This is a genomic window from Methylobacterium sp. C33D (genome assembly GCF_053345825.1).
The window spans coordinates 25,134-48,208 of the sequence record NZ_JBKFAV010000001.1 but is presented as its reverse complement, the minus strand read 5'-3'; the positions used below and the strand labels follow the sequence as shown (position 1 = coordinate 48,208).

Below are 23,075 nucleotides of genomic sequence, written 5' to 3'. Positions count from 1 at the left end.
GTCAGGCCGACGGCACGAGCGCGCCGACCGCCTCGACCAGCTCCGAGAAATGCTCGATCACCCGATCGGGCCCGAGTTCGGCGACCGGCCGGTCGGTGTAGCCGAAGGTCACCGCCACGACCGGGATCCCGGCGGCCTTGGCGGTGTCGATGTCGGTCCGGGAATCGCCCACCATGACGGCGCGGGCCGGATCGCCGTCGGCGCGCTCGATCGTGCCAGTGAGGTGGCGCGGGTCGGGCTTGGACTGCGGGAACGTGTCCCGGCCGCAGATCGCCGCGAAGCGGTGGCCGATCCCGAGGAGGCGCAGCAGCTCGACCGACTGCCCCTCGTACTTGTTGGTGCAGACCGCGAGCCGGAAGCCCGCGGCCTCGAGGGCGTCGAGCGCCTCGACGACGCCCGGGAAGAGGTGGGACGTGTCGGCGAGATGCGCCCCGTAATGGGCGATGAAGGCGTCGAACAGCCGGTCGTGGTCCTCCGGCGAGAGCGGCCGCCCCTCGGCCTCGAAGCCCCGCCGGATCAGCGCTCGGGCGCCGGCGCCGATCAGGCCTCGCGCCTGCGAGAGGGGCAGTTCGGCCAGCCCCTCGCGCTTCATCAGCACGTTGAGGGTGCCGATGAGATCGCCCGCGGTCTCCGCCAGCGTCCCGTCCAGGTCGAACACGGCGATCGGAGGCTTGCGGGTCGCTTCGGTGGACATGCGTCGGGGGCTCCGTGCTGAGCGAGATCGCGTACGGCGTCGCTATCGGGGCGGGGGACCGGGGGCAAGCGGAGCGCGGAGCGAACGCGGATGCGCGGATCGTCTCACCGGGCGCCCCAGACTCGCCCGAAAGCGCAGCGAAACGCAGCGCGTACCAGTCCCGGGACCCGCGATGAAACTCTCCCTGCCCCTCCTGGCCGCCTGCGCGGCGCTGCAAGGCCTGCCGGCGGCCGCGACGTCCTTCGAGTTCGTGCCCGCCCCGCAGACCGACCTGAACCGGATGTACCGGGTCGACAAGGTGACCGGCGAGGTGACGTCCTGCCAGTACGGGCTCCAGGAATCGGCGGGCGGCATCGGCCAGACGGTCTGCTTCGGGCCGGGGGAGGGCGCCGGGCCGCAGGCCCCGTCGGAATACGGGCTGGTGGCGAGCCGGCACACCCGCGAGGCCGGCGTCTTCCGGGTGAACTACCGCACTGGCGAGATGAGCATCTGCTTCGTGCTGGTGAAGAAGGAGCAGGTCGTCTGCACCCAGCAGGGCAAGCCCGGCGCCGACGGCGCGTCCGAGGCGCCGCTCACAGGTCCGGCTCCCGGCCGCGCCGGCGCCAGCGCCACCCCGACACAGGGCGGCCGTCCGTGACGCAGCCGTTCGGGCGCGGGCGTTCCGGTCGGGCCGGTCCCGTGCTACGGGCCGCCCGACGCTCACGCAATGACCGGCTGCCCATGACCCGCGCTCCCTCGCTCTCCCTCGCCGACCGGGCGGTGTCCCGGTGAGCGGGCCGGATCTGCGGCGGGCCGCGGCCGCCCGCGCCCTCGACCTCGTCGAGCCGGGCATGCGGCTCGGCCTCGGGACGGGTTCTACGGCGGCAGCCTTCGTGGCGCTTCTCGGCGAGCGCGTTCGCACCGGCCTGGACATCGTCGGCGTCCCGACCTCCGAGGCCACGCGCGCCCAGGCCGAGAGCCTCGGGATCCGCCTCGCGACCCTGGACGAGCAGCCCGAGCTCGACCTCACCATCGACGGCGCGGACGAGGTCGACGACCGGCTCCGCCTGATCAAGGGCGGCGGCGCGGCGCTCCTGCGCGAGAAGATCGTCGCCTGCGCGAGCCGCCGCATGGTGGTGATCGCCGACGCGGCCAAGCACGTCTCGCGGCTCGGCGCCTTCCCACTGCCGATCGAGGTCAACCCCTTCGGCCTCAAGGCCACACACCGCGCCGTCGAGGCGGCGGTCGCGGGGGCCGGCTGCTCCGGCGACGTCCGGCTGCGTGCCCGGACGGATGGCAAGCCCCTGGTCACCGACGGGGGCCATTACATCCTCGACGCGCGCCTCGGTGCGATTCCCGATCCGGAGGCCCTCGGCGCCGCGCTCTGGGCCGTGCCGGGCGTGGTCGAGCACGGTCTGTTCCTCGGCATCGCCGACGCCGCGATCCTGGCGGCGGCGCGAGACGGGCAGGCCGAGGTCACCGTTCTCGGCAGCCTCACCTGAGGCGCCGCCCTCAATCGCCGGCCATCCTCGCAAGAAAGTCCAGCATGTCCCGTCGCCTCACCGCCGTGCCAGGCCTCACGCTCAGCCTCGCGCTCGGCCTCGCGCCCCTGGCGCTCCCGCATGCGGCCGTCGCGCAGCCGCACAAGGCCGCGCAGGCCAAGCCGGCGGCGCAGCCGGCCGCTCCGGCGGCCCCGGCGGCCAGCACCCCCGCGGCCAACAGCCCGGCCGCGGCCACCTACACGCCGGCCCACCTCGCCCTGGCCCGCGAGGTCATGCTCAGCTCCGGTATCGCCCGCTCCTTCGACTCCGTGCTGCCCGCCTTCGCCGACCAGATCCGCAAGCAGGCGGTCACCCGCCCCGAGCTGTCCAAGGACCTTGAGGAGGTCCTGACTTCGCTGCAGCCGGAAATGGAGCTGCAGAAGCAGCGCATGATCGACATCGCGGCGCGCACCTACGCGTCGAAGTTCTCCGAAGCGGAACTCAAGGAGATCGCGACGTTCTTCCGCTCGCCCGCCGGCAAGCACTACGTCGAGGCGCAGCCACAGCTCCTCGACGAGATGGTGCAGGAGATGCAGGACTGGACGCAGGACGTCTCGGAATACGTCATGGTCCGCGTCCGCGCCGAGATGGGCAAGCGCGGGCATCAGATGCAGTGACGGCGGCCGCTCACGGGAGCGGATCGTCGTGAGACCTCGTCGGTGACAGCGGCCAGCCGCATGTACGCGGTGGGCGGCGCGCTCCTCGCGGCCATGCCGCTCGCCATGGTGCTCGCCAACCGGTCGAGCCCGCTGGTCGTGGGACTGGCGGCGCTCGCCTTCCTGGCCGGACGCTGGGCGGAGGACGCGACCACCCTGCGCCGCGCGCTGCTGACGCCGCTGCGGACGCCGCTTGCCGGGGCGGCCCTGGCCTTCCTGGCCTGGGCGCTGGTCTCCCTGGCCTGGAGCCCGTTCCCGGCTTCCTCCCTGCGGGTGCTGGGAGAGTTCCTCCCGACGCTCCTCGCCGCCTACCTGCTGGCCTGCCTGGCGCCCGGCCGGATCCCGGCCTTCGCGCCGCGGCTCGGCGCGCTCGCGATCGGGCTTGCGGGCCTCGTGATCGCGGCGGATCTCGCCGCCGATCTCGCCCTGGAGCGGGCCTTCGGGCGCCGGATCGCCGCCTTCGTGCACAACCGGCCGGCCCTGACCCTCGACCTCGTCGCCGGACCGCTGGCCCTGGTCCTGTGGAAGGGCGGCGCCCGCGGCCTCGCCGCCGCGACCCTGGCCTTCGGGGGCCTCGGCGTGCTCCGCTCGATCAGCGGCGCTGCCCAGCTCGGCCTCGTGGCGGGCGCCGCGATGGCGGGTCTGGCGCGGCTGCTGCCGCCGCGGGTCGGCCTGGGCCTCGCCGGCCTCGGCCTCGGACTCGCGGTGGCGCTCGCCCCGATCGAGGGCGACCTCCTCGCCCGCACCGTGCCGGAGGCCGCCCACGAGCGCCTCGTCCAGTCCTCGTCCCGGGCCCGGGTCGCGATCGCGCGCAGCTTCGGGGCCGCGGTGGCGGCCGATCCCTGGCGCGGCGCGGGCGTCGGCACCAGCGCGCGCTTCGCCGAGACGCCCGTCGCGCGGACGGTGCCGCCGGAGATGCGCGTGCTCCTCGGGGTCGGGCACCCGCACAACAGCTTCCTGCAGGTCTGGGCCGAGCTCGGCCTGCCCGGCGCGGTCCTCGCGGCGCTGACGCTGATGCTGCTGCTCGCCCGGATCGCGCCCCTGCCGCGGCCGGACCGCGCCGCCGCTCTCGGCCTCGTCGCCTGCGCGGCGGCGATCGCCTTCGTCGAGCACAACGGCTGGGCCGCGTGGTGGACGGCGGGGCTCGGCGCTGCCATCACCTGGATGCGCGCGGCCGCCCCGGCCGGTGCGCCCGAGAGATCCGAGCGGGACGGTCCGGCATGAGCGCGTTCGACGTCGACCTCTTCGTCATCGGCGGCGGGTCCGGTGGTGTCCGCGCGGCGCGGATCGCGGCCGGGTACGGCGCGCGGGTGATGCTCGCCGAGGAGTACCGGGTGGGCGGCACCTGCGTGATCCGCGGCTGCGTGCCGAAGAAGCTGATGGTCTACGCGGGCCGCTTCGCCGACGAGTTCGAGGACGCCGCCGGCTTCGGCTGGACGGTGGAGAAGCCCCGCTTCGACTGGGGCACGCTCAAGACGCGGCGCGACGCGGAGGTGACCCGTCTGGAGGGCATCTACGACGCCAACCTGATCCGCGCGGGCGTCGAGATCGTGCCCGAGCGGGCGGTGATCGAGGATCCCCACACGGTCCGCCTCGTCGCGTCCGGCCGAACCATCCGGGCCGAGCGGATCCTGGTGGCGGTCGGCGCGCATCCCGTGAAGGAGCCGGCGGTGCCGGGGATCGACCTGGCGATCACCTCGAACGAGGTCTTCGAGCTGGAGCGCCTGCCGGAGCGGATCCTGGTGATCGGCGGCGGCTACATCGCGGTGGAATTCGCCGGCGTCTTCGCGGCTCTGGGCAGCCGCACGACGCTGCTGCACCGGGGCGACAGGCTGCTGCGCGGGTTCGACGACGAGATCCGCGACGCCCTGGCCGAGGCCTACGGCCAGCGGATGGACCTGCGGCTCGGGCGCACGCTGCGGCGCGTCGAGCGGCGGGACGGCGGCCTCTGCGCGCAGCTCGACGACGGCAGCGAGATCCTGGTGGACCAGGTGCTCGTCGCCACCGGCCGGCGGCCGAACGTCGAGGGCCTCGGCCTCGACCGCGTCGGCATCGCGACCGACGCCGCCGGGGCGATCCCGGTCGACGCCTACTCGCAGACCCAGGTGCCGTCGATCTACGCGGTGGGCGACGTGACCAACCGCGCCAACCTGACGCCGGTGGCGATCCGCGAGGGTCACGCCTTCGCCGACACGGTCTACGGCGGCAAGCCCGCCTGCGTCGACCATCGCCTGATCCCGACCGCGGTGTTCTCAACCCCCGAGATCGGCGTCGTCGGCCACAACGAGGCGGCCGCCCGCGCGATCTACGGCAAGATCGACGTCTACAAGGCCCGCTTCCGCCCGATGAAGGCGACCCTGTCCGGCCGCGAGGAGCGGATCCTCATGAAGGTGCTGGTCGACTGCGCCAGCGATCGGGTGGTCGGCGTCCACATCTTCGGCCACGATGCCGGCGAAGTGATCCAGGCGATCGGCATCGCCGTGACCATGGGCGCCACGAAGGCGGATTTCGACCGGACCATCGCGGTCCATCCCACGGCGGCCGAGGAGCTCGTGACGATGCGGGTCCCGGAGGTCACCAAGCATCCGGTCGGCGTCGGCTGAGACCTCCGCGCGGCCGGGGCTCGACGCGGTGCGCGACCGAGCCATATCAGGGTCATGGGCAAGCAGGGCACTGGCAAGGGACGACGCGAGGACGACGCGCACGCGCGGCGGCAGGCGGTCATCGACGGCCTGCTGGAGGACGCGCTGCGGCCGGCCTTCCACCGGCCACCGAGCCACGAGGCCCTCTCACCGGATATCCGGCAGGCGATCGACCGCCTCCTCGCCAAAGCGGAGGCCCAGCGCAGCCGCAACCTGACCTACGACGACCTGGAGGAGGCGCTGCCGCCCCGGGACGTGTCGGCCGAGGATCTGGAGGCGATCTTCTGGATCCTGGCCGAGCACGGGATTGAGGTCGAGGACGGCGAGGCCTGACCCGAGGCTTGGCTCGAGACCCGACGCCGGGACGCGCCTGCCCACTGTTCGCGGCACTCGCATGTCCGCGGGAACCTCTCTATAAGCCGCGCTTCGCGCGTCGAGCGCGATCGCACGAAGGGGTGCGCGGAGAGAGGTCATGGGCGAGCGTTGGACACCGAAGAGCTGGAGGCATCTGCCGATCGAGCAGGTCCCGGCCTATCCGGACGCCGCCGCCCTGGGTGCCGTCGAGTCGCAGATCGCGAGCTTTCCGCCTTTGGTCTTTGCCGGCGAGGCCCGCAAGCTGAAGGCCGCGCTCGGGCGCGTCGCCGCGGGCCAGGCCTTCCTGCTCCAGGGCGGCGACTGCGCCGAGAGCTTCGACGAGCACTCCGCCGACAACATCCGCGACTTCTTCCGGGTTTTCCTGCAGATGGCGATGGTGCTGACCTTCGCGGGCGGCTCGCCGGTGGTGAAGGTCGGGCGCATCGCCGGGCAGTTCGCCAAGCCGCGCTCGTCGCCGACCGAGACCCTCGACGGCGTGAGCCTGCCGAGCTACCGCGGCGACATCGTCAACGGCATCGGCTTCTCGGAGGAGGCGCGGGTTCCGGATCCCCGCCGGCAGCTCGAGGCCTACCGGCAGTCGGCCGCGACGCTGAACCTGCTGCGCGCCTTCGCCACCGGCGGCTACGCGAACCTAGAGAACGCGCATCGCTGGATGCTGGGCTTCGTGAAGGATTCGCCGCAATCCTCGCGCTACCAGGACGTGGCCGGCCGCATGACCGACGCGCTCGACTTCATGCGGGCGATCGGCATCAACCCAGAGACGCACCCTGAGGTGCGGACCACCGATTTCTACACCAGCCACGAGGCTCTGCTGCTCGGCTACGAGGAGGCGCTGACCCGCGTCGATTCGACGACCGGCGACTGGTACGCGACCTCCGGCCACATGCTCTGGATCGGCGACCGGACCCGGCAGCCGGACCACGCTCACGTCGAGTACGCCCGCGGCATCAAGAACCCGATCGGCCTGAAGTGCGGCCCGTCCATGAAGGCGGAAGGCCTGATCCGGCTCATCGACCTGCTCAACCCGGAGAACGAGCCGGGGCGCCTGAGCCTGATCTGCCGCTTCGGCGCCGACAAGGTGGGCGACCACCTGCCGGCGCTGATCCGGGCGGTCGAGCGGGAAGGGCGCTCGGTCGTGTGGATCTGCGATCCGATGCACGGCAACACGATCCCGGCCGGTCGCTACAAGACCCGGCCGTTCGAGCGGGTGATGCAGGAGATCGAGGGCTTCTTCGGCGTCCACCGGGCCGAGGGCACATTCGCGGGCGGCATCCACCTGGAGATGACCGGCAAGGACGTGACCGAGTGCACGGGTGGCGCCCGGGCGCTGACGGCCGACGACCTGCAGGACCGCTACCACACCTATTGCGACCCGCGCCTCAACGCGGAGCAGGCGCTGGAGGTGGCGTTCCGCACGGCCGAGCTGGTGAAGGCCGAGCGCAGCCACGTGGAGCGCCCGCGCCTCGACGCGGCCGAGTAGGGCGGACCTCCGGCCGGCTAGCCGGCCGGCCGGTGACGCGCGCCGTCCCCGCGCGGGGACAGCGCGCGGCGCCGGACGCGGCGGTGGTCAGGCGATCGCCCGGCGCGCGCCGTTCCAGCGGTGGATGACCGACGCGACCTCCGAGACGGGGACGGCGCGGCTGAACAGGTAGCCCTGGACCTCGTCGCAGCCCTCGGCGCGCAGCCGCGCGAGCTGCGCCTCCGTCTCGACGCCCTCGGCCGTCGTCGTCATGCCGAGGCTGGCACCGAGGCCGATCACCGCCCGCACGATGAAGTCGGTCCCGTCCTTCACGCAGAGGTCGCGCACGAAGGACTGGTCGATCTTGATCTTGTCGAACGGGAACGAGCGCAGGTAGCTGAGCGACGAGTAGCCGGTGCCGAAATCGTCCATCGCCACGCGCACGCCCAGCGCGCGCAGGCTGTGCAGGATCGCCGTCGTCGCACCCGGATTGGCCACCAGCACCGTCTCGGTGATCTCCAGCTCCAGGCGCCGGCCCGGTAGCCCGGTGCGCCGCAGCGCCTCGCGCACGGCGGTCACGAGGCTCGCCGAGGTGAACTGCACGGCCGAGACGTTGACGGCGACCTTGAGCTCGTCCGGCCAGCGGGCGGCCTCCTCGCAGGCGCGACGCAGCACCCACTCGCCGAGCGGCACGATCAGCCCGAGCTCCTCGGCGACCGGGATGAACTCGGCCGGCGAGACGAAGCCGCGGACCGGGTGGTTCCAGCGCAGCAGCGCCTCGAAGCCGCAGATCCGGTCCGTCTCGAGACTGTAGATCGGCTGGTAGTAGACCTCGAACGCCTCCCGGGCGAGAGCGTCGCGTAGGTCGCGCTCCATGATCCGCCGGGCTCTGAGGCGGGCATCCATGGCCGGCTCGAAGAAGCGGAACGCGCCGCGCGCCTCGGCCTTGCCCCGATCGAGGGCGACCTCGGCGTTCTTCAGGAGCTTGTCGGCGTTCGACCCGTCGCTCGGGGCGAGGGTGATGCCGATGGTGAGCCCGACGCTGATCGTGTGGTGCGTGAGGCTGTAGGGCGCGCTGACCACCTCGATGATGCGGCGGGCGAGGATGGCGGCGTCCTCGGGCCGGTCGACGCCGCGCTGGACCACGATGAACTCGTCCGCTCCGAGGCGCGCGACGCAGTCGATCTCGCGAACGCAGGCCGTGAGCCGGTTCGCGACCGCGACGAGCAGCTCGTCGCCGACCCCGTGGCCCAGAGTCTCGTTGACCGGCCGGAAGTCGTCGAGGTCGATGGCGAAGACCGCGAAACCCTGGTCGCGCCCGGCCTGGGCCACGGCCACGTCGATCTGCTGCCCCACCGCCACCCGGTTGGGAAGACCGGTCAGCATGTCGTGATGCGCCATGAAGACGATGCGGGCCTCGGCCCGACGGCGCTCGGTGACGTCCTCATAGGTGGCCACGAAACCGCCATCGGCGGCCTCGCGCCGGTCGATGGCGACGATGCGACCGTTGCTCAGTTCCTGAAAATGCGTCTGCCAGGCGCCGTTGCTGAAGGCGTCCCGCTGCTGGCGCAGCAACGCTTCGAGATCGCAGCCGGGATGGTTGCCGGCGGCGAGGCTGGCGCTCAGGACCTCGAGCGCCGTCATGCCGGGCACGACCGCGCCGGGCGGCAGGCCGTAGATCTCGCTGTAGCGCCGATTCACCACCATGAGCCGGGTCTGCGCGTCGTATAGGCAGAGCCCCTGGGACATGGTGTCGAGGGCTGCATCGAGGCGCAGGTTGGACTGGGTGAGGCGATCCTCCTGCTCCTTGAGCACGCTGATATCGCTGCACACCGCGATGAAGCCGCCTTGCCGGGTGGCGCTGCGGCTCACGCGCAGCCAGCGGCCGTCGGCGAGCCGGACGTCGCCGTCCCGCGACAGGGCCCGGACACAATCCTCCAGAACATCCCGGCGATGGTCCGCCGGCAGGTCCGCGATCCGCGTCAGGGACAGACCGACCTCGATGGCATCGCCGAGCCCGTCGAAGAAGCGCTGGGCCTGCGCGTTGGCCAGGGCGATCCGGCCGTCGGCATCGACGACCACGACGCCTTCGCGCGACGTCTGCAGCGCGTCCGTCACCAGCGCCTCGGCACCCCGGCGCTGATCGACCTCGCGCAGCGTCAGCGCCCGGATGGTCGACCGCATCGCCGCGACGGCGTTCAGGAGCCGGCTCAGCCCGTCGCGACCGCCCGTGGGGATCCGATCATCGAGATGGCCGCCCGCGATCCGTTCGGCCGCCTCGGCCGCCGCGCTCACCGACCCGCTGATGCGGCGGGTGAGCAGCCAGGCAATCAGCCCGCAGGCGACGATCACGAGGGCTGCCGTGACGGCGTGCCATCGCACAACGCCCAGCACGCGCTGCCGCGCCGCCTGCCGGAAGGTGAATCCGTCACCGGCCATGACGTTGATCAGGAGATCGATCTGGCCCTCGACGGTATCGGCCTGCCGCTCGAGCGCCGCTGCCTGATCCGGCCGCACCGTCACGGGGTCGAGGGCGCGGCGCAGGCTCTCCCAGGACGCCACGCCGGCCTGGACGGCCTCGGCCGTCCGCGACGCCCGCTCGGACTGGGCACGCTCGGCCGCGATGGTGAGATCCTCGGCCAGGACCGCCGAGAGATCCGTGATGTCCGCATCCCGCTTCGCCGCCTCGGCACCGTCTCGGGATTGCATCCGGCGGATGAGGATCGTGCGCATCTTGGCGAAGTCGGCCGCCGCAGCGCGGGCGAAGCTGATCGACGTCAGGGATTCGTCGTAGGTCCGGGTGACGAGCGTGCCGACCTGCGTGATCGCCGCGCCTGCCGACAGGGCGAGCGCGCCGAGGAGGAGGCCGATGCAGAGGAACGCGGCACCGACCGCGGCGCGGATCGTCGTGACGCGGCCCGTCAGCGTCACGGCCGAGCGGGAGCGCCCGGCTCGGTCTCCGCTATCCGTCGGCGTGTCGGGGTCTCGCATCGCACCGGTCGCAGGGTCACACGTCCGGCCAGCGATAAATGGCACATGTTAAGAGGCAATGAGTCCGCGGCCTTGAGATCTCAGATCAGTCGCGCACGACCGTCGCGCAGCAATCGCCAGATCCGGGGCAGTCGACCGACCCCGCGGTGAGATCTTCCGCACCGCGTTTCTGCACGCGGGGGGATGCCGTCGATCCGGCGCAAAGTTTCATCTTGATCGGCGCGCATTTGAGCACCGCACCCGGACGCGCCGCGCGTGCGCTGCTCACGTCGTCGGCACGATACACGCTTTCCGACCGGTATCGCGCGGGCCGGGGGCCGTATCCGTGCCGGTGACTCGACCGGCGTGTGGCGCGCGGCCACCGGGCCGGGACGATCCCGGCGGTCACCGCTGGGCCGACCGGAGCGGCCCGGGTGGCTGCGGCGATTTCAGGGGCTCCACCGACTGGCCGTCGCGCAGATCCGGGGCGGGGCTGTAGATGATCCGGCTGTCGGCGGGCAGCCCGGATTCGAGTTCCAGCGTGCGCCCGAGATCGCGCCGCACGCGGATCGTCTGCCACGTGACCCGGTCGTCGTCGCCGAGGGTGGCGACCCTGAGGTCATTGCCCCTGAACACCGTCGCCTCGGCGGGGATCGTCACGCCGGGCTCGGCCCGGGGGATCTTGAGGGTGACGTAGGCGTAGAGCCCGGCCCGCAGTGCCCGGTCGGCGTTGGGGACGTCCACCTGGGTGGTCAGCGTGCGCGACGCCGCGTTCAGCGCGACGGAGCTCCGCTCCACGAAGCCGTCGAATCGCCGCCCCGGCATCTGCGGCACGGTGATCTCGGCCCGGAGGCCGGGTTTGACGCCGACGGCATCCTTCTGCGGCACGTTGACGGTGATGCGCAGCAGGCTGTCCTGATCCACGCTCAGGAGCGGCGTGCCGCCATTGTCGGCCCGGACGAGATCGCCGACATCGACGTTGCGGACGGTCACGACCCCGTCGAACGGGGCCACGACCCGCTCGAAGGCGGTGAGCGCCTTCAGGCGGTCGACGACGGCCTCCTGCGCCTTGATGTTGGCGGTGGCGACCTTGACGCCCGCCTCGGCGGCGGCGAGCGCGGCGGCTTGGCTGAGCACGCCCGCCTGGGTGTTGTCGGCGTTCTGCCGCGAGGCCCAGCCCTGCACGGCCAGGGTGCTGGTGCGGTTGTTGGTGAGGTTGGCGAGGTTGACGTTGGCGCGGGCCTGCTCGACCTGCGCCTGCGCCTGGAGCAGCTGCGCCTTCAGCTGGCCGACCTGCGCCTGGGCCTGGGCGAGCTGCTGGTCGAGATCCGGTGCGGCGATGCGCAGGAGGAGATCGCCCGCCTTGACGCGGGATCCGATGTCGACCCGCCGTTCGGCGATGTATCCGGTGGCGCGCGCGGCGATCGCCGCCGTGGTGAAGGCCTGGATCTCGCCGGGGAGCACGAGATCGAGGGGGCCCTCGGCCCGCTCGGCCGCGACGGTGCGCACCTGCGGCACGAGGGTCTTGATCCGCTCCAGCGTCGCGGTCGCCTCCACGTCGCGCTGCCAGTGACCGTAGGCCCCCCAGGCGAGCAGGCCGAGGCCGGCGAGGCCGACCAGCAGGAACGGAGCCTTGCCGGGCGGCGGAGGAACATCTGCGCCCGCGTCGTGCGCCTTCATCGATGGGCTCTCCGCCCCGGACATCCGGCCCGGTCACCGCGAAGGTAGCGGCCGGCGGCCGAGGCCGCCAGCGTGTGCATTGGCCGCATCGGCGCGCCGGCCTAGCGTCCCGGCCCGGCCAGCAGCAGGCGCCGGCTGAGACGCTTGTGCAGGTGGACCATCAGGGCGATCCCGAAGAGGGGCGTCAGCAGGTTGAGGACCGGGACGATCATCAGGCCGGCCAGCAGGCACCCGGCGCCGAGCGTCCGGAGCGAGAAGGCGCGGCGCATCTCGGCGGCCTCGGGGAGGGGTCTGAACCGGGCCGCCGCCATCTCGAAGTACTCGCGGGACAGCAGGTAGGCGTTGGCGGCGAAGAAGGCCGCGATCCCGATCACCGGGACGAAGAAGATGACCAGGGCCGCGAGGTTCACCAGCAGCGTCACGCCGGCGAAGCGCAGGGCGTTGAGCATGGCGGTTCCGAACGGCATGGCGCGTCCGGGCGGCTCGTTCGGGAAATCGGTGCGTTCGACGATCTCGGCCGCGTCGTCCAGGAAGAAGCCCGCCACCAGGATCGAGACCGCCGGCATCAGGTACGCGAGGGCCACGACCAGACCGAACCCCGCGAGGTAGTAGGCGAGGCTGTCGAGGATCGGGTACTGGGCGGAGATGTGGTGGCTCGCCTGGAACGCCTGGATCAGCCGGGTCAGGCCGAGCCAGATCAGGAGCAGGAGCCCGACCGTCAGACCGAGAGATTTCCACAGGATCGCGCGCAGCGGCGGCGAGAAGGTCTGGCGCAGCGCCGCCGCGGCGGACTCGACGAGCATCGGGCGAGAATTCCGGCCTGCGCCGGAAGCGGCGCTGGCGCGTTGTGGAGCGGTGCGGAGACCGGCGCAAGATCGGGATCCGTCGCAGGGGCGTCAGGGTGCGGGGAGCACGCGTGCAGGACACGACAGGACAGGACACGACAGGACAGGTCGCGGTGCCGCGGGCGCCCGATCGCCGGTGGGTCGACCCGGTCGTCCGGCCCGCCTACAGGCCGCGCCTCGCGCCGCTCCCTGAGCGGCCGGAGGTGCTGGTGATCGGCGCCGGTGCCGCCGGCATCGGCGCGGCCCGGACCCTCGCGGCCCGGGGCGTGTCCGTCGCGGTGCTGGAGGCGCGGGACCGCGTCGGCGGCCGCGCCGTGACGGTGTCCCTGCGCGGCCACGCCCTCGATCTCGGCGCCCACTGGCTCCATGCCGGGCCGATCAATCCCCTCGTGGCGCTCGGCCGTGCGCGCGGCGAGCGGCTCCGCCGGGCCGCGCAGGAGAGCCACGTCTGGGTCGGGGGCCGACCGGGCGGCGGCGGCGACGTCCGGGCCAACGGGCGCGCCTTCGACCGCGCGGACCGCGCCATGACACGCGGCGCCGCGCGGCCCGGACCGGACCGGCCGGCCGCCAGCGCCCTGCCGCCCGGGCTCGGCGCATGGGGAGGCCGGGTCGCGCAGGTCCACGGCCTGGTCTCGGGTCGGCCGCTGGCGGAGGTCTCGCTCCACGACTTCCCCAGCATGGAGTACGGCGACAACTACTTCCTGGCCGACGGCTACGGCAGCTATCTCGCCCGCCTGGCGGACGGCCTGCCGGTGGCGCTCGCGACCCCGGTGACGCGCATCGACTGGTCGAACGGCGGCGTCCGCGCGACCGGCGCGGACGGGACCGTCTACGCTGCCCGCGCGGTGATCGTGACGGTGCCGATGATGGTGTTGCGCGACGGGCCTGCCTTCACGCCGCCTCTTCCGAACACGGTCCGCGCCGCCATCGACGGCTTCACCACCGGCATCTACGAGCACGCGGTGCTGCACTGGCCGTCGAGCCCGTTCCGCGGCCGCGACCGGCTGGCGGCGATCCGAGGCGGGCGGCGCGCCCCGCCGGGCCTCCTCACCCGCATCGACGATACGCCGTTCCACTACTACGAGCTCGACCTGCACGAGGCGGCGGCGATCGACGCCGCGGGATCCGGCGCGGACGGCGTGCGCCGCCATGTCCGCGCGGTCCTGGGCGAGCATTTCGGCCGGGCGCGGCTGCGCGACCTGGCGATCCCGGCGGTGAGCGCGTGGCGCCACGACCGGTGGTCGCGCGGCTCGTGGGCCGTGGTCCCGCCGGGCCACGCGCCGGCGCGGCAGACCCTCTGCGCCGCCGTCGCCGACACGGTCTGGTTCGCCGGCGAGGCCCTGTCCCGGGAGCAGTGGGGCACCGTCGGCGGCGCCTACGCGGAGGGCGTCCGGGCCGCGGAGGCCGTGTCCGCCACCGTCCAGAGCGGCGCCGGCACGCGTATCCGGGCAGGCACAGGCTGAGCCGGGCAGGCCCCGGAATCGGCCGGGGCGCTTGCCGCGGCCGGACAAGACAGGCATCCCCCGGCCGAAACGCTTCAGGGGGCGGCGATGGATTGGGTCGAGGGCATCGGCTATCTCGGGACGGCGCTGACCATCTCGGCGACGGCCATGAGCACGATGATACCGCTGCGGATCATCTCGCTCTGCGCGAGCTGCGCCGTGATCACCTACGGCATCATGATCGGCAGCATGCCGGTCGTGCTGACCGAACTGATCCAGATGCCGTTCAACGCCTACCGGCTCTGGCAGATGCTGCGCCTCGTCCGCGACGTGGAGACCGCCGCCGAGAACGACCTGTCCCTGGAATGGCTCCGGCCCTTCGGCTCCCGACGCCCGTTCGGCGTCGGCGAGGTGGTGTTCCGCAAGGGCGAACTCGCCACCGAGATGTACTACATCGAGAGCGGCGTGTTCCGGATCCCGGAGGTCGACCTGGAGGTGCGCCAGGGCGGCATCGTCGGAGAGCTGGGGCTCCTTTCGCCGGGCAACGCCCGCACCGCCTCGTTGGTCTGCGTCGAGGCGGGCCACGCGCTGTGCGTGTCCTACTCGGACGTGAAGCAGCTCTACTACCAGAACCCCGAATTCGGGTTCTACTTCCTGAAGCTGACCAGCGAGCGGCTCTTCCAGGGCGTGCAGGGCATGTCCAAGCCTCAGGCGGTGACCGGCGACGCGCTGTGACGCGCCCCTTTCGCCGCCCGGAGGCGGCCGCTCAGAGCATGCTCGGCAGGATGCGATCCGGCGGCCGGTGGCCGTCCATGAAGGTCTTGATGTTGATGATGACCTTCTCGCCCATGTCGGTGCGGCTCTCGTAGGTCGCCGAGCCCATGTGGGGCAGGAGGACGACCTTGCCCTGGCGGGCGAGCTTGACGAGCCGCGGGCTGACGGCGGGCTCCTGCTCGAACACGTCGAGACCGGCCGCCGAGATCTCGCCGCCCTCGATCAGGCGCGCCAGGGCGTTCTCGTCGATCACCTCGCCGCGGGCGGTGTTGACCACGATCGCCTCGGGCTTGAGCAGCTTGAGGCGCCGCGCCGAGAGCAGATGGTAGGTCGCGGGCGTGTGCGGGCAATTCACCGAGACGATGTCGACGCGCGCCAGCATCTGGTCGAGGGATTCCCAGTAGGTCGCGTCCAGCGCGCTCTCGATCGCGGCCGGCACGCGGCGGCGATTGTGGTAGTGCACCTGCAGGCCGAAGGCGCGGGCGCGCTTGGCCAGCGCCTGGCCGATCCGGCCCATGCCCACGATGCCGAGGCGCTTGCCGGTGATGCGCCGGCCCAGCATCCAGGTCGGCGACCAGCCGGTGGTCCACTCGTCGTCCGGGATGATCCGCGCGCCCTCGGTGACCCGGCGGGCCACGGCGAGGATCAGCGCCATCGTCATGTCGGCGGTGTCCTCAGTCAGCACGCCCGGCGTGTTGGTGACCGTGATGCCGCGCTCCAGCGCCGCCGCCACGTCGATGTGATCGACGCCGTTGCCGAAATTGGCGATCAGGCGGAGGTTCGGGCCGGCCTGGGCGATCAGACCGGCATCGATCTCGTCGGTGACGGTGGGAACGAGGACGTCGGCCTCGCGCAGCGCCGACGCCACGGCGTCGGCCGCCATCGGCGCGTCCTCGGAATTGAGCCGGACGTCGAACAGCTCGCGCATCCGCGTCTCGACGGCATCCGGCAGGCGCCGCGTCACGACCACCAGCGGCTTGCGCTTCGACACGTCTCTCTCCCCGTCAGCCTCGCGGCCCTGATTGCGGCTCGCGCCCGGCGGCACCCGCCCGGACCGCGTCCCGCAAGCGTCCGTTAACCGAACTCGGCCAGACAGGATCGGTCACGGGCGCCGGTTCCGGAGCCTGTTCCGACCCGTCGGCCTCTCTACCAGAGGTGGGCCGGAACACAATCGGATGCGGACCGGTCCGCGCGTCGAACCGGCCCCGCTTTCGACATGTCCGGCGCCCAGCAACGCCACGTCTGGATAGGGAGACGACCATGCGCGTGTCACGCCTCAGCCTCGCCGTCGCGGCGGTGCTGGCCGGCGGTCTCGCGACCGGCGCCCGCGCGGCGCCGCCCGCAGGCCCCGAGGCCGGGGTCGGGCCGGTGACCAAGCTGCCGCTGCCCCGCTACGCCAGCCTGAAGACCGATCGCGTCAATCTTCGCGAAGGTCCCTCGAAGGATCACCGGACGCTCTGGGTGTTCCAGCGGGCCGGCCTGCCGGTCGAGATCGTGGGCGAGTTCGAGACCTGGCGCCGGATCCGCGATTCGGAAGGCACCGAGGGCTGGGTGCTGCACTCCCTGCTGTCCGGACGCCGCACCGCCATCGTGAATGCCGGCCCCGACAAGGGCGTCGAGAAGGCGGCCGTGTCGCTGCGGGCCAAGGCCGATGACGGCGCCGACGACGAGGCCAAGCTCCAGACCGGCGTGATCGGCAGCGTCAAGAGCTGCACCGGCACGTGGTGCCGCATGATCGTCGCGCTGCCGAACAAGCGGGACGTCGACGGCTACATCCGCCAGAATCGCCTGTGGGGCGTCTACCCGAACGAGGTCGTGGAGTAGCGGCCCGGGCGACCCGACATCCGCCGCCCGTCACTGCGGATGCCGTGACGTGCCTGCTCCCGCCACGGCGGCAGCCCGAAAAAGCGAGGGCCCGGACGATGCCGGGCCTCGCGTCGTTCTCCGAACCTGCTGGCGCCGCTTCAGCCCTGACGGCGGCCCGCCGGGCGGCTGCGACGCAGGCGCACGATCACCTCGACCCCGGCGATCTCCATACCCTCGGGCGCCTCGGGCAGCGAATCGACCGTGATGCCGCAATCCGGCATGTCGATCACCTGGCTCTCGTCCTCCAGGTAGAAATGGTGGTGCTCGGTCGGGTTCGTGTCGAAATAGGCCTTCGACCCGTCCAGCGCGAGCTGGCGCAGGAGCCCCGCCTCGGTGAACTGGTGCAGGGTGTTGTAGACCGTCGCCAGCGACACCGGCACCTTGGCGCGCATTGCCTCGTCGTAGAGCATCTCCGCCGTCAGGTGGCGGTCGCCGCGACCGAAGAGCAGCCAACCCAGGGACAGGCGCTGCCGCGTCGGCCGCAATCCGGCCCGACGCAGCCGGTCGCGCAGGTCGGACAGCGGGCAGCCGCGGCGCGGAGTCCCGTTGGCCTCCAACTGGGGGGCTGGGACCCGGCCGTTGAAGACGGCCTGGAATGGCACCGGTTCGGACATCGCTGGACTGAACGCTCGACGAGGGGCCTGAAGGAACGGATGTCCCCTCAGTATATTGAAGTGGTCGGACAGTCGCAACCCGAGCGTCGCCGCACGCCTGCGGTTGCAGGCTTTGAAGGCGCGGCGCCCCGTGCTAACCCGCGCGCCAGCCGACGGGCCGAGTATAGTCGCCCGCGACGCGAAGATCGCGCATCTCCGAGGAAACAGCCAACGCAATGCCGCCAGACGCCGAGACACAAGCGCAGGGTGCGAGCCGCCGGTCGCACTATTCCTACGAGGATCTTCTGGCCTGCGGGCGCGGCGAACTCTTCGGATCGGGCAACGCGCAGTTACCGCTGCCGCCGATGCTGATGTTCGACCGGATCACGTCCATCGGGACCGAAGGCGGCGCCCACGGGAAGGGGCATGTGACGGCCGAGCTCGACATCCGGCCGGACCTCTGGTTCTTCCCCTGCCATTTCCAGGGCGACCCGGTGATGCCGGGCTGCCTCGGCCTCGATGCCCTCTGGCAGATGCTGGGCTTCCATCTCGGCTGGCTCGGCTCGCCGGGCCGCGGCCGCGCCCTGGGCGTGGGCGAGGTGAAGCTCGCCGGCCAAGTGCTGCCGACGATGAAGAAGGTCGTCTACAATGTCGACGTGAAGCGGGTTCGGCAGGGCAAGCTCGTGCTCGGCATCGGCGACGGCTGGCTCGAGGCGGACGGCGAGCGCGTCTATCAGGTCCAGGACATGCGGGTCGGCCTGTTCCAGAGCTGAGCCGCGCCGCCGCGCGTCCGGTTCGCGGCTTGGCCGCAACGCCGGACGGTCTCGGCGGTTGAGATTGTGTCCGCGTCACCTTAGCTGACCGTGACGCGGCCCGGGCGACCGGGACCGCGACGGAGGTAGTGTCACCATCATGCGCCGTGTCGTCATCACCGGGATGGGCATCGTCTCGTCCATCGGCAACAACACGCAGGAGGTGCTCGCCTCCCTGCGCGAGGCCCGCTCGGGCATCGCGCGCGACGCCAGCTACGCCGAGCATGGCTTCCGCAGCCAGGTCTCCGGCGCGCCCACCCTCGATCCGGAAGGTGTGGTGGACCGGCGCGCGATGCGCTTCCACGGCGGCGGAACCGCGTGGAATCACGTCGCCATGGATCAGGCGATCCAGGATGCCGGCCTGGAGCCGGGCGACATCTCGAACGAGCGCACCGGCATCATCATGGGCTCGGGCGGTCCCTCGACCCGGGTGATCGTCGAGGCCGCCGCGATCGCGCGGGACAAGGGGCCCAAGCGCATCGGCCCGTTCGCCGTGCCGAAGGCGATGTCGTCGACCGCCTCGGCGACACTGGCGACCTGGTTCAAGATCCGCGGCGTGAACTACTCGATCTCCTCCGCCTGCGCGACGTCGAATCACTGCATCGGCAACGCCGCCGAGATCATCCAGGGCGGCCGGCAGGACATCATCTTCGCCGGCGGCTGCGAGGATCTGGACTGGACCCTGTCGGTGCTGTTCGACGCCATGGGCGCCATGTCCTCCAAGTACAACGACACCCCGTCCCGGGCCTCCCGCGCCTACGACGCCAACCGCGACGGCTTCGTCATCGCGGGTGGCGCCGGCGTGCTCGTCCTCGAGGAGCTGGAGCACGCCAGGGCGCGCGGCGCCCGGATCTACGGCGAGGTCGCGGGTTACGGCGCCACCTCGGACGGCCACGACATGGTCGCGCCGTCGGGCGAGGGCGCGGTCCGATGCATGCGCCAGGCCCTGGACGGGCTGAAGGGCGCGCGGATCGACTACATCAACCCGCACGCCACCTCGACGCCCGTCGGCGACGACAAGGAGATCGAGGCGATCCGCGAGGTGTTCGGCCGCGGCGAGGATTGCCCGCCGATCTCGGCCACCAAGTCGCTCACCGGTCACTCCCTGGGCGCCACCGGCGTGCAAGAGGCGATCTACAGCCTGCTGATGATGAACAACGGCTTCATCTGCGAGAGCGCGCATATCGACACCCTCGACCCGGCCTTCGCCGACATGCCGATCCTGCAGCAGCGCCGCGACAACGCGCAGCTCGGCCACGTGCTGACCAATTCCTTCGGCTTCGGCGGCACCAACGCGACACTCGTCCTGAAGCACGTCGACGCCTGATCGCCGAGCGCGGAACCGCCGGCTCAAGGCCGGCGTTTACCCGCTGTTGAGATCTGGTGGTGGCGATGGGGACTTTCATCTTCGGAACGCTGGGCGGCCTGATGATCGCCGGCGTTGCCGCGATCTACGCGAAGCAGGTCGTGCTGGAAGAAGCGGACTCGCACACGGACGGGCATTTCTGAGCCCGTTCGCGACGCCACCCGACGCCCCGCCCGCTGGCGGGGTTTTTTTTTCGCCCGCCGCCGAGGCCCCACCGCGTTTGGAGCGCGGCGCGAGCCGCGTTAGAGCAGCCTGCCGCGGTTCGCTCGTCGCGACCCCGGTCCGGGCCCGCTCCGCGGGTCCGGCGTGCTCGGTCAGGATGTGAGTCGGCATGACGGGTTTGATGGCGGGCAAGCGCGGCCTGATCATGGGCGTCGCGAACGATCACTCGATCGCTTGGGGAATCGCCAAGGCGCTGCACGGCCAAGGCGCGCGTCTGGCCTTCACGTATCAGGGCGAGGCCCTCGGCCGCCGGGTGGCGCCCCTCGCCGCCAAGCTCGATTCGGACATCGTGCTGCCCTGCGACGTCGAGGATCTCGCCTCCGTCGACGCGACCTTCGAGGCCCTCGACGGGCGATTCGATGGCGGACTCGACTTCGTGGTCCACGCCATCGGCTTCTCCGACAAGGCGCAGCTCAAGGGCCGCTACGTCGACGTGACGACGCGCGAGAATTTCGTGCGCACGATGACGATCTCGTGCTTCTCGTTCACCGAGATCGCGCAGCGCGCGGCCAAGCGCATGAAGCAGGGCGGCTCGCTGCTGACCCTGACCTACGGCGGCGCGACCCGGGTGATGCCGAACTACAACGTCATGGGCGTCGCCAAGGCGGCGCTGGAGGCCTCGGTGCGCTACCTGGCGAGCGACCTGGGCCCGGACGGGATCCGGGTCAACGCGCTCTCCGCCGGCCCGATGCGGACGCTGGCGGGTGCCGGCATCGCGGACGCGCGGCTGATGTTCAATCACCAGCGTGCCCACGCGCCGCTGCGGCGCACGGTCAGCCTCGAGGATGTCGGCGGTTCGGCCCTCTACCTGCTGTCGCCGCTCTCGGGCGGCGTCACCGGCGAGGTCCACTTCGTGGATGCCGGCTACAACATCATCTCGATGCCGCGCCCGGACGTGCTGCAGGCGCAGGACGCGGCCGGCGTCGTCGGCGACGCCTGAGGCGCCTCACTCCTCCGGGATGCGTCCCGGGGGCAGGGGTCCGGCCGGCGCGCCCCGCGCGCCGCGAACCGACCGCCGCTCCCGCGCGGCGCGCGCCTCCTCGGGCGAGGGCGGCGCGGACGGGTAGTTAGACGCGAAGGGGTTGGGCGGCGCCCCGCGCCCGGAGCCGCCGAACAGCTTGTCGAGGAAGCCCTCCTCGGCGCTCGCCGGACGGGCGACCAGGAGGAGGGCGAGGGCGAGGATCGGGCGAAGCTGCATCGTCGTCGTCTGCGTGCCGGGACCGCGCCGGGCTAGGTCCACTTTCCGGCGGATCGGAGGCCGAGGCCCCGTCGGCTGGAACCGCGGCGCGTCCGGCGGGTTCGCGCTCAACGATGATTGGGCGCGTACAGGAGGCGTGATGTCCGAGGTTACCTATCGCATCGTCGAGCACGACGGCGGCTTCGCCTACAAGGTCGGCGACGTGTTCTCCGAGACCTTCCCGAGCCGCGAGGAGGCACTGCAGGCGGCCCAGGCCGCGGCGGCCGAGCAGCAGGTCCCCGGCTCGACCGAGGGGATCCGCTACCAGGATCAGGCCGGTGGCTGGCACGACGAGACCGCGCAGGGCAGCGACCGGCCCCGCGCCCGGGTCGTCGAGTAGCCGCGGCGGACGGACCGGACATGCGGGATCCGGCGCAACGACGGGGGGCCCCGTGGCGCGCGCGCGGCGCGTGACCCCGGCCGAGACGCCGGCTGGCCGCAAGGCGCCGGACAGTCGCAAGGCGCCCGCATTGCCGAAGGGCGCGCGCCGGACGACCCCGTCACCGGAGACGCTGGCGGCGCTCGGCCCGGACCGGCTGATCGCGCTGATCCTCGGCGAGACCGGGCGCAACCCGGCTTTCAAGAAGCTGGTGAGCGCCGCGCTCGCCGCGCTCCAGGGCCCGGAGGCCGTCGCGGCGATCGTCGACCGGCGGTTGACGGCCCTCGAGGGCGCCCAGGGCTACATCGACTGGCAGAAGCGCCGGACCTTCGCGGCCGACCTCAACACGACCGTGACGGTGATCCTCGACGAGCTGCGGCCCCTCGATCCGGGTGCCGCCCTCGACCGGCTCCGGCGCTTCCTCGACGGCGCCGACGCGGTCCTGAACCGCGTGGACGACAGCACCGGCGCGGTGCAGGGGGTGTTCGACCGCGCCTCCGCGGCCTTCGTGGAGATCGCCGGCGCCCTGCCACCGGAGGACGCCGCCGGGGTGGCAGCCCAGCTCGTCGAGCCGTTCGCGGCAGATCCGTTCGGTCCCCTCGGGACCGTCCTCGGCGACATGATCCCGGCGCTGCCCGAGCCGTCGCTCGCCGAGATCGACGACCGGCTCGCCGCCGCCGCGGCGGTGCTGCCGCAGGCCGGGGATCCCCGGCGGGAGGTGACGCACCACCGGCAGGCCGCCCGGATCCAGATCCTGCGCCTGCGGCAGGCCATCGCCGACCGGCGCGGTGACCCGGACGCCTTCATCGCTCTGGAACGCGCGATGCTGCCGGGGCGGGAGAATCGCAGCGCGATCGGCAGGCGGCTCCTCGACGCCGGGCGCCCCGCCGAGGCGCTGGACTGGATCCGCCGCATGCAGGACCCGGGTCTGCGCATCGCCACCCGGGCCGACCTGGTCGCCGGCTTCGACCTGCGCGGACCGGAACGGGAGCGGCAGGCGCTGGAGATCGAGATCCTCGACGCGCTCGGCCGGGGCGACGAGGCCCAGGCGCTGCGCTGGGGGCGTTTCGAGCGCGAGCTCGACGCCCCGATGCTGCGCACTTTCCTCGCCAAGCTTCCGGATTTCGAGGACGAGGAGGCGCTCCGGCGCGCCCTCGACCACGCCGAGGCCTTCCCGGAGCCGCACCGGGCCCTCGCCTTCCTGGCGGCCTGGCCGGATCCGCGCCGGGCGGCCGCGCTGGTCGTCGCGCGGCCCGAGACCTGGCAGGGCGACCAGTACGCGGTGCTGGCGCCGGTCGCCGAGGCGCTGGCGCAGGATCATCCCAGGGCCGCGACGATCCTGTACCGCCGGCTCCTCGACGCCATCCTCGAGACCGGTCGCAGCGCCGCCTACCCGCACGCAGCGCGCTACCTCGCGGAACTCGACGCCCTGTCGGATCGCCTCGCGGCCGGCGACGTCGATCCGGATCCGCAGGCCTACCGCGCGGCGCTGCGACGGGCGCACGGCCGCAAGCAGGCGTTCTGGAGCCTCGTCCGGGACTGA

The 23,075-nt window shown here is 72.3% G+C and carries 23 protein-coding genes; 16 read left to right on the top strand and 7 right to left on the bottom strand.

What is annotated here, in order from left to right; genetic code table 11:
- Window position 1: 1 nt before the first annotated feature.
- Window positions 2-694, bottom strand: coding sequence for a phosphoglycolate phosphatase (gph, locus tag ACLBXO_RS00280; protein WP_447684129.1), 693 nt, complete (start codon window positions 692-694; stop codon window positions 2-4).
- A gap of 172 nt (window positions 695-866) precedes the next feature.
- On the opposite strand from gph, the gene ACLBXO_RS00275 reads away from it, so the two are divergent.
- The 7 genes from ACLBXO_RS00275 (at window position 867) to ACLBXO_RS00245 (ending at window position 7,367) form a co-directional block, all read left to right on the top strand.
- Window positions 867-1,331, top strand: coding sequence for a hypothetical protein (locus tag ACLBXO_RS00275; RefSeq protein ID WP_447684128.1), 465 nt, complete (start codon window positions 867-869; stop codon window positions 1,329-1,331).
- Between the two features lie 130 nt (window positions 1,332-1,461).
- Window positions 1,462-2,175 (top strand): ribose-5-phosphate isomerase RpiA, encoded by a 714-nt coding sequence (gene rpiA / locus ACLBXO_RS00270; protein ID WP_331318119.1) that lies wholly within the window; start codon window positions 1,462-1,464, stop codon window positions 2,173-2,175.
- Between the two features lie 44 nt (window positions 2,176-2,219).
- Window positions 2,220-2,831, top strand: a complete 612-nt coding sequence (locus ACLBXO_RS00265) for a DUF2059 domain-containing protein (protein ID WP_447684127.1) — start codon at window positions 2,220-2,222, stop codon at window positions 2,829-2,831.
- Window positions 2,832-2,891: 60 nt separating this feature from the next.
- Window positions 2,892-4,094: an O-antigen ligase family protein gene (locus tag ACLBXO_RS00260; protein ID WP_447684264.1), complete on the top strand. Its 1,203-nt coding sequence runs from the start codon at window positions 2,892-2,894 to the stop codon at window positions 4,092-4,094.
- Entirely contained in the window at window positions 4,091-5,473 is a 1,383-nt protein-coding gene (gene gor / locus ACLBXO_RS00255; protein WP_447684126.1) for a glutathione-disulfide reductase, read from the top strand. The genes ACLBXO_RS00260 and gor overlap by 4 nt, the downstream gene beginning before the upstream one ends.
- A 54-nt stretch (window positions 5,474-5,527) precedes the next feature.
- Window positions 5,528-5,845 (top strand): RNA polymerase sigma factor region1.1 domain-containing protein, encoded by a 318-nt coding sequence (locus tag ACLBXO_RS00250; protein WP_012319648.1) that lies wholly within the window; start codon window positions 5,528-5,530, stop codon window positions 5,843-5,845.
- Window positions 5,846-5,984: 139 nt separating this feature from the next.
- A complete protein-coding gene (locus ACLBXO_RS00245; protein ID WP_331318123.1) occupies window positions 5,985-7,367 on the top strand; it encodes a class II 3-deoxy-7-phosphoheptulonate synthase in 1,383 nt (460 codons plus the stop codon).
- 87 nt (window positions 7,368-7,454) lie between these two features.
- Here ACLBXO_RS00245 and ACLBXO_RS00240 read toward each other — a convergent pair whose 3' ends face one another.
- The 3 genes from ACLBXO_RS00240 to ACLBXO_RS00230 all read right to left on the bottom strand — a co-directional run bounded on the left by ACLBXO_RS00240 (window position 7,455) and on the right by ACLBXO_RS00230 (window position 12,799).
- Window positions 7,455-10,337, bottom strand: coding sequence for an EAL domain-containing protein (locus ACLBXO_RS00240; protein ID WP_447684125.1), 2,883 nt, complete (start codon window positions 10,335-10,337; stop codon window positions 7,455-7,457).
- A gap of 384 nt (window positions 10,338-10,721) precedes the next feature.
- Window positions 10,722-11,996, bottom strand: a complete 1,275-nt coding sequence (locus ACLBXO_RS00235; protein ID WP_447684124.1) for an efflux RND transporter periplasmic adaptor subunit — start codon at window positions 11,994-11,996, stop codon at window positions 10,722-10,724.
- A 101-nt stretch (window positions 11,997-12,097) separates the two neighbouring features.
- A complete protein-coding gene (locus ACLBXO_RS00230; protein WP_447684123.1) occupies window positions 12,098-12,799 on the bottom strand; it encodes a sulfate transporter family protein in 702 nt (233 codons plus the stop codon).
- A 155-nt stretch (window positions 12,800-12,954) separates the two neighbouring features.
- Here ACLBXO_RS00230 and ACLBXO_RS00225 point away from each other — a divergent pair, with 155 nt between their 5' ends.
- Together ACLBXO_RS00225 and ACLBXO_RS00220 are read left to right on the top strand one after the other, a co-directional pair.
- On the top strand, window positions 12,955-14,304 hold the full coding sequence (locus tag ACLBXO_RS00225; RefSeq protein WP_447684263.1) for a flavin monoamine oxidase family protein: 1,350 nt from the start codon (window positions 12,955-12,957) through the stop codon (window positions 14,302-14,304).
- Between the two features lie 87 nt (window positions 14,305-14,391).
- Window positions 14,392-15,018, top strand: coding sequence for a Crp/Fnr family transcriptional regulator (locus ACLBXO_RS00220; RefSeq protein WP_331318130.1), 627 nt, complete (start codon window positions 14,392-14,394; stop codon window positions 15,016-15,018).
- A 31-nt stretch (window positions 15,019-15,049) separates the two neighbouring features.
- On the opposite strand, the gene ACLBXO_RS00215 is transcribed toward ACLBXO_RS00220, so the two are convergent.
- Window positions 15,050-16,048, bottom strand: a complete 999-nt coding sequence (locus ACLBXO_RS00215) for a 2-hydroxyacid dehydrogenase (RefSeq protein WP_447684122.1) — start codon at window positions 16,046-16,048, stop codon at window positions 15,050-15,052.
- Between the two features lie 269 nt (window positions 16,049-16,317).
- On the opposite strand from ACLBXO_RS00215, the gene ACLBXO_RS00210 reads away from it, so the two are divergent.
- Complete coding sequence (locus ACLBXO_RS00210) at window positions 16,318-16,881, top strand: SH3 domain-containing protein (RefSeq protein WP_331318133.1); 564 nt, start codon at window positions 16,318-16,320, stop codon at window positions 16,879-16,881.
- A 140-nt stretch (window positions 16,882-17,021) separates the two neighbouring features.
- Here ACLBXO_RS00210 and irr read toward each other — a convergent pair whose 3' ends face one another.
- Window positions 17,022-17,537, bottom strand: coding sequence for a Fur family transcriptional regulator Irr (irr, locus tag ACLBXO_RS00205; RefSeq protein ID WP_012319639.1), 516 nt, complete (start codon window positions 17,535-17,537; stop codon window positions 17,022-17,024).
- Between the two features lie 215 nt (window positions 17,538-17,752).
- Here irr and fabA point away from each other — a divergent pair, with 215 nt between their 5' ends.
- The 4 genes from fabA to fabI all read left to right on the top strand — a co-directional run bounded on the left by fabA (window position 17,753) and on the right by fabI (window position 20,856).
- The gene (gene fabA / locus ACLBXO_RS00200) at window positions 17,753-18,289 is read left to right on the top strand and encodes a 3-hydroxyacyl-[acyl-carrier-protein] dehydratase FabA (protein WP_331318135.1); all 537 of its coding nucleotides are present in this window, start codon (window positions 17,753-17,755) and stop codon (window positions 18,287-18,289) included.
- A 139-nt stretch (window positions 18,290-18,428) separates the two neighbouring features.
- Entirely contained in the window at window positions 18,429-19,655 is a 1,227-nt protein-coding gene (fabB, locus tag ACLBXO_RS00195) for a beta-ketoacyl-ACP synthase I (RefSeq protein WP_331318137.1), read from the top strand.
- Between the two features lie 59 nt (window positions 19,656-19,714).
- The gene (locus ACLBXO_RS00190) at window positions 19,715-19,837 is read left to right on the top strand and encodes a hypothetical protein (protein WP_331318138.1); all 123 of its coding nucleotides are present in this window, start codon (window positions 19,715-19,717) and stop codon (window positions 19,835-19,837) included.
- A 188-nt stretch (window positions 19,838-20,025) separates the two neighbouring features.
- The gene (fabI, locus tag ACLBXO_RS00185; protein ID WP_447684121.1) at window positions 20,026-20,856 is read left to right on the top strand and encodes an enoyl-ACP reductase FabI; all 831 of its coding nucleotides are present in this window, start codon (window positions 20,026-20,028) and stop codon (window positions 20,854-20,856) included.
- A gap of 6 nt (window positions 20,857-20,862) precedes the next feature.
- Here the strand turns inward: fabI and ACLBXO_RS00180 are convergent, their stop codons facing one another.
- Entirely contained in the window at window positions 20,863-21,114 is a 252-nt protein-coding gene (locus ACLBXO_RS00180; protein WP_331318142.1) for a hypothetical protein, read from the bottom strand.
- 139 nt (window positions 21,115-21,253) lie between these two features.
- On the opposite strand from ACLBXO_RS00180, the gene ACLBXO_RS00175 reads away from it, so the two are divergent.
- Both ACLBXO_RS00175 and ACLBXO_RS00170 read left to right on the top strand, forming a co-directional pair.
- Window positions 21,254-21,493: a hypothetical protein gene (locus tag ACLBXO_RS00175; RefSeq protein ID WP_020092122.1), complete on the top strand. Its 240-nt coding sequence runs from the start codon at window positions 21,254-21,256 to the stop codon at window positions 21,491-21,493.
- A gap of 52 nt (window positions 21,494-21,545) precedes the next feature.
- Entirely contained in the window at window positions 21,546-23,075 is a 1,530-nt protein-coding gene (locus ACLBXO_RS00170) for a DUF6880 family protein (RefSeq protein ID WP_447684120.1), read from the top strand.

What these genes read in the sequence shown, in the direction of transcription:
- gph (WP_447684129.1), bottom strand. Translation starts at nt 694, where the DNA reads ATGTCCACCGAAGCGACCCGCAAGCCTCCGATCGCCGTGTTCGACCTG.
- ACLBXO_RS00275 (WP_447684128.1), top strand. Translation starts at nt 867, where the DNA reads ATGAAACTCTCCCTGCCCCTCCTGGCCGCCTGCGCGGCGCTGCAAGGC.
- ACLBXO_RS00265 (WP_447684127.1), top strand. Translation starts at nt 2,220, where the DNA reads ATGTCCCGTCGCCTCACCGCCGTGCCAGGCCTCACGCTCAGCCTCGCG.
- ACLBXO_RS00260 (WP_447684264.1), top strand. Translation starts at nt 2,892, where the DNA reads ATGTACGCGGTGGGCGGCGCGCTCCTCGCGGCCATGCCGCTCGCCATG.
- gor (WP_447684126.1), top strand. Translation starts at nt 4,091, where the DNA reads ATGAGCGCGTTCGACGTCGACCTCTTCGTCATCGGCGGCGGGTCCGGT.
- ACLBXO_RS00250 (WP_012319648.1), top strand. Translation starts at nt 5,528, where the DNA reads ATGGGCAAGCAGGGCACTGGCAAGGGACGACGCGAGGACGACGCGCAC.
- ACLBXO_RS00245 (WP_331318123.1), top strand. Translation starts at nt 5,985, where the DNA reads ATGGGCGAGCGTTGGACACCGAAGAGCTGGAGGCATCTGCCGATCGAG.
- ACLBXO_RS00240 (WP_447684125.1), bottom strand. Translation starts at nt 10,337, where the DNA reads ATGCGAGACCCCGACACGCCGACGGATAGCGGAGACCGAGCCGGGCGC.
- ACLBXO_RS00235 (WP_447684124.1), bottom strand. Translation starts at nt 11,996, where the DNA reads ATGAAGGCGCACGACGCGGGCGCAGATGTTCCTCCGCCGCCCGGCAAG.
- ACLBXO_RS00230 (WP_447684123.1), bottom strand. Translation starts at nt 12,799, where the DNA reads ATGCTCGTCGAGTCCGCCGCGGCGGCGCTGCGCCAGACCTTCTCGCCG.
- ACLBXO_RS00220 (WP_331318130.1), top strand. Translation starts at nt 14,392, where the DNA reads ATGGATTGGGTCGAGGGCATCGGCTATCTCGGGACGGCGCTGACCATC.
- ACLBXO_RS00210 (WP_331318133.1), top strand. Translation starts at nt 16,318, where the DNA reads ATGCGCGTGTCACGCCTCAGCCTCGCCGTCGCGGCGGTGCTGGCCGGC.
- irr (WP_012319639.1), bottom strand. Translation starts at nt 17,537, where the DNA reads ATGTCCGAACCGGTGCCATTCCAGGCCGTCTTCAACGGCCGGGTCCCA.
- fabA (WP_331318135.1), top strand. Translation starts at nt 17,753, where the DNA reads ATGCCGCCAGACGCCGAGACACAAGCGCAGGGTGCGAGCCGCCGGTCG.
- fabB (WP_331318137.1), top strand. Translation starts at nt 18,429, where the DNA reads ATGCGCCGTGTCGTCATCACCGGGATGGGCATCGTCTCGTCCATCGGC.
- fabI (WP_447684121.1), top strand. Translation starts at nt 20,026, where the DNA reads ATGACGGGTTTGATGGCGGGCAAGCGCGGCCTGATCATGGGCGTCGCG.
- ACLBXO_RS00180 (WP_331318142.1), bottom strand. Translation starts at nt 21,114, where the DNA reads ATGCAGCTTCGCCCGATCCTCGCCCTCGCCCTCCTCCTGGTCGCCCGT.
- ACLBXO_RS00175 (WP_020092122.1), top strand. Translation starts at nt 21,254, where the DNA reads ATGTCCGAGGTTACCTATCGCATCGTCGAGCACGACGGCGGCTTCGCC.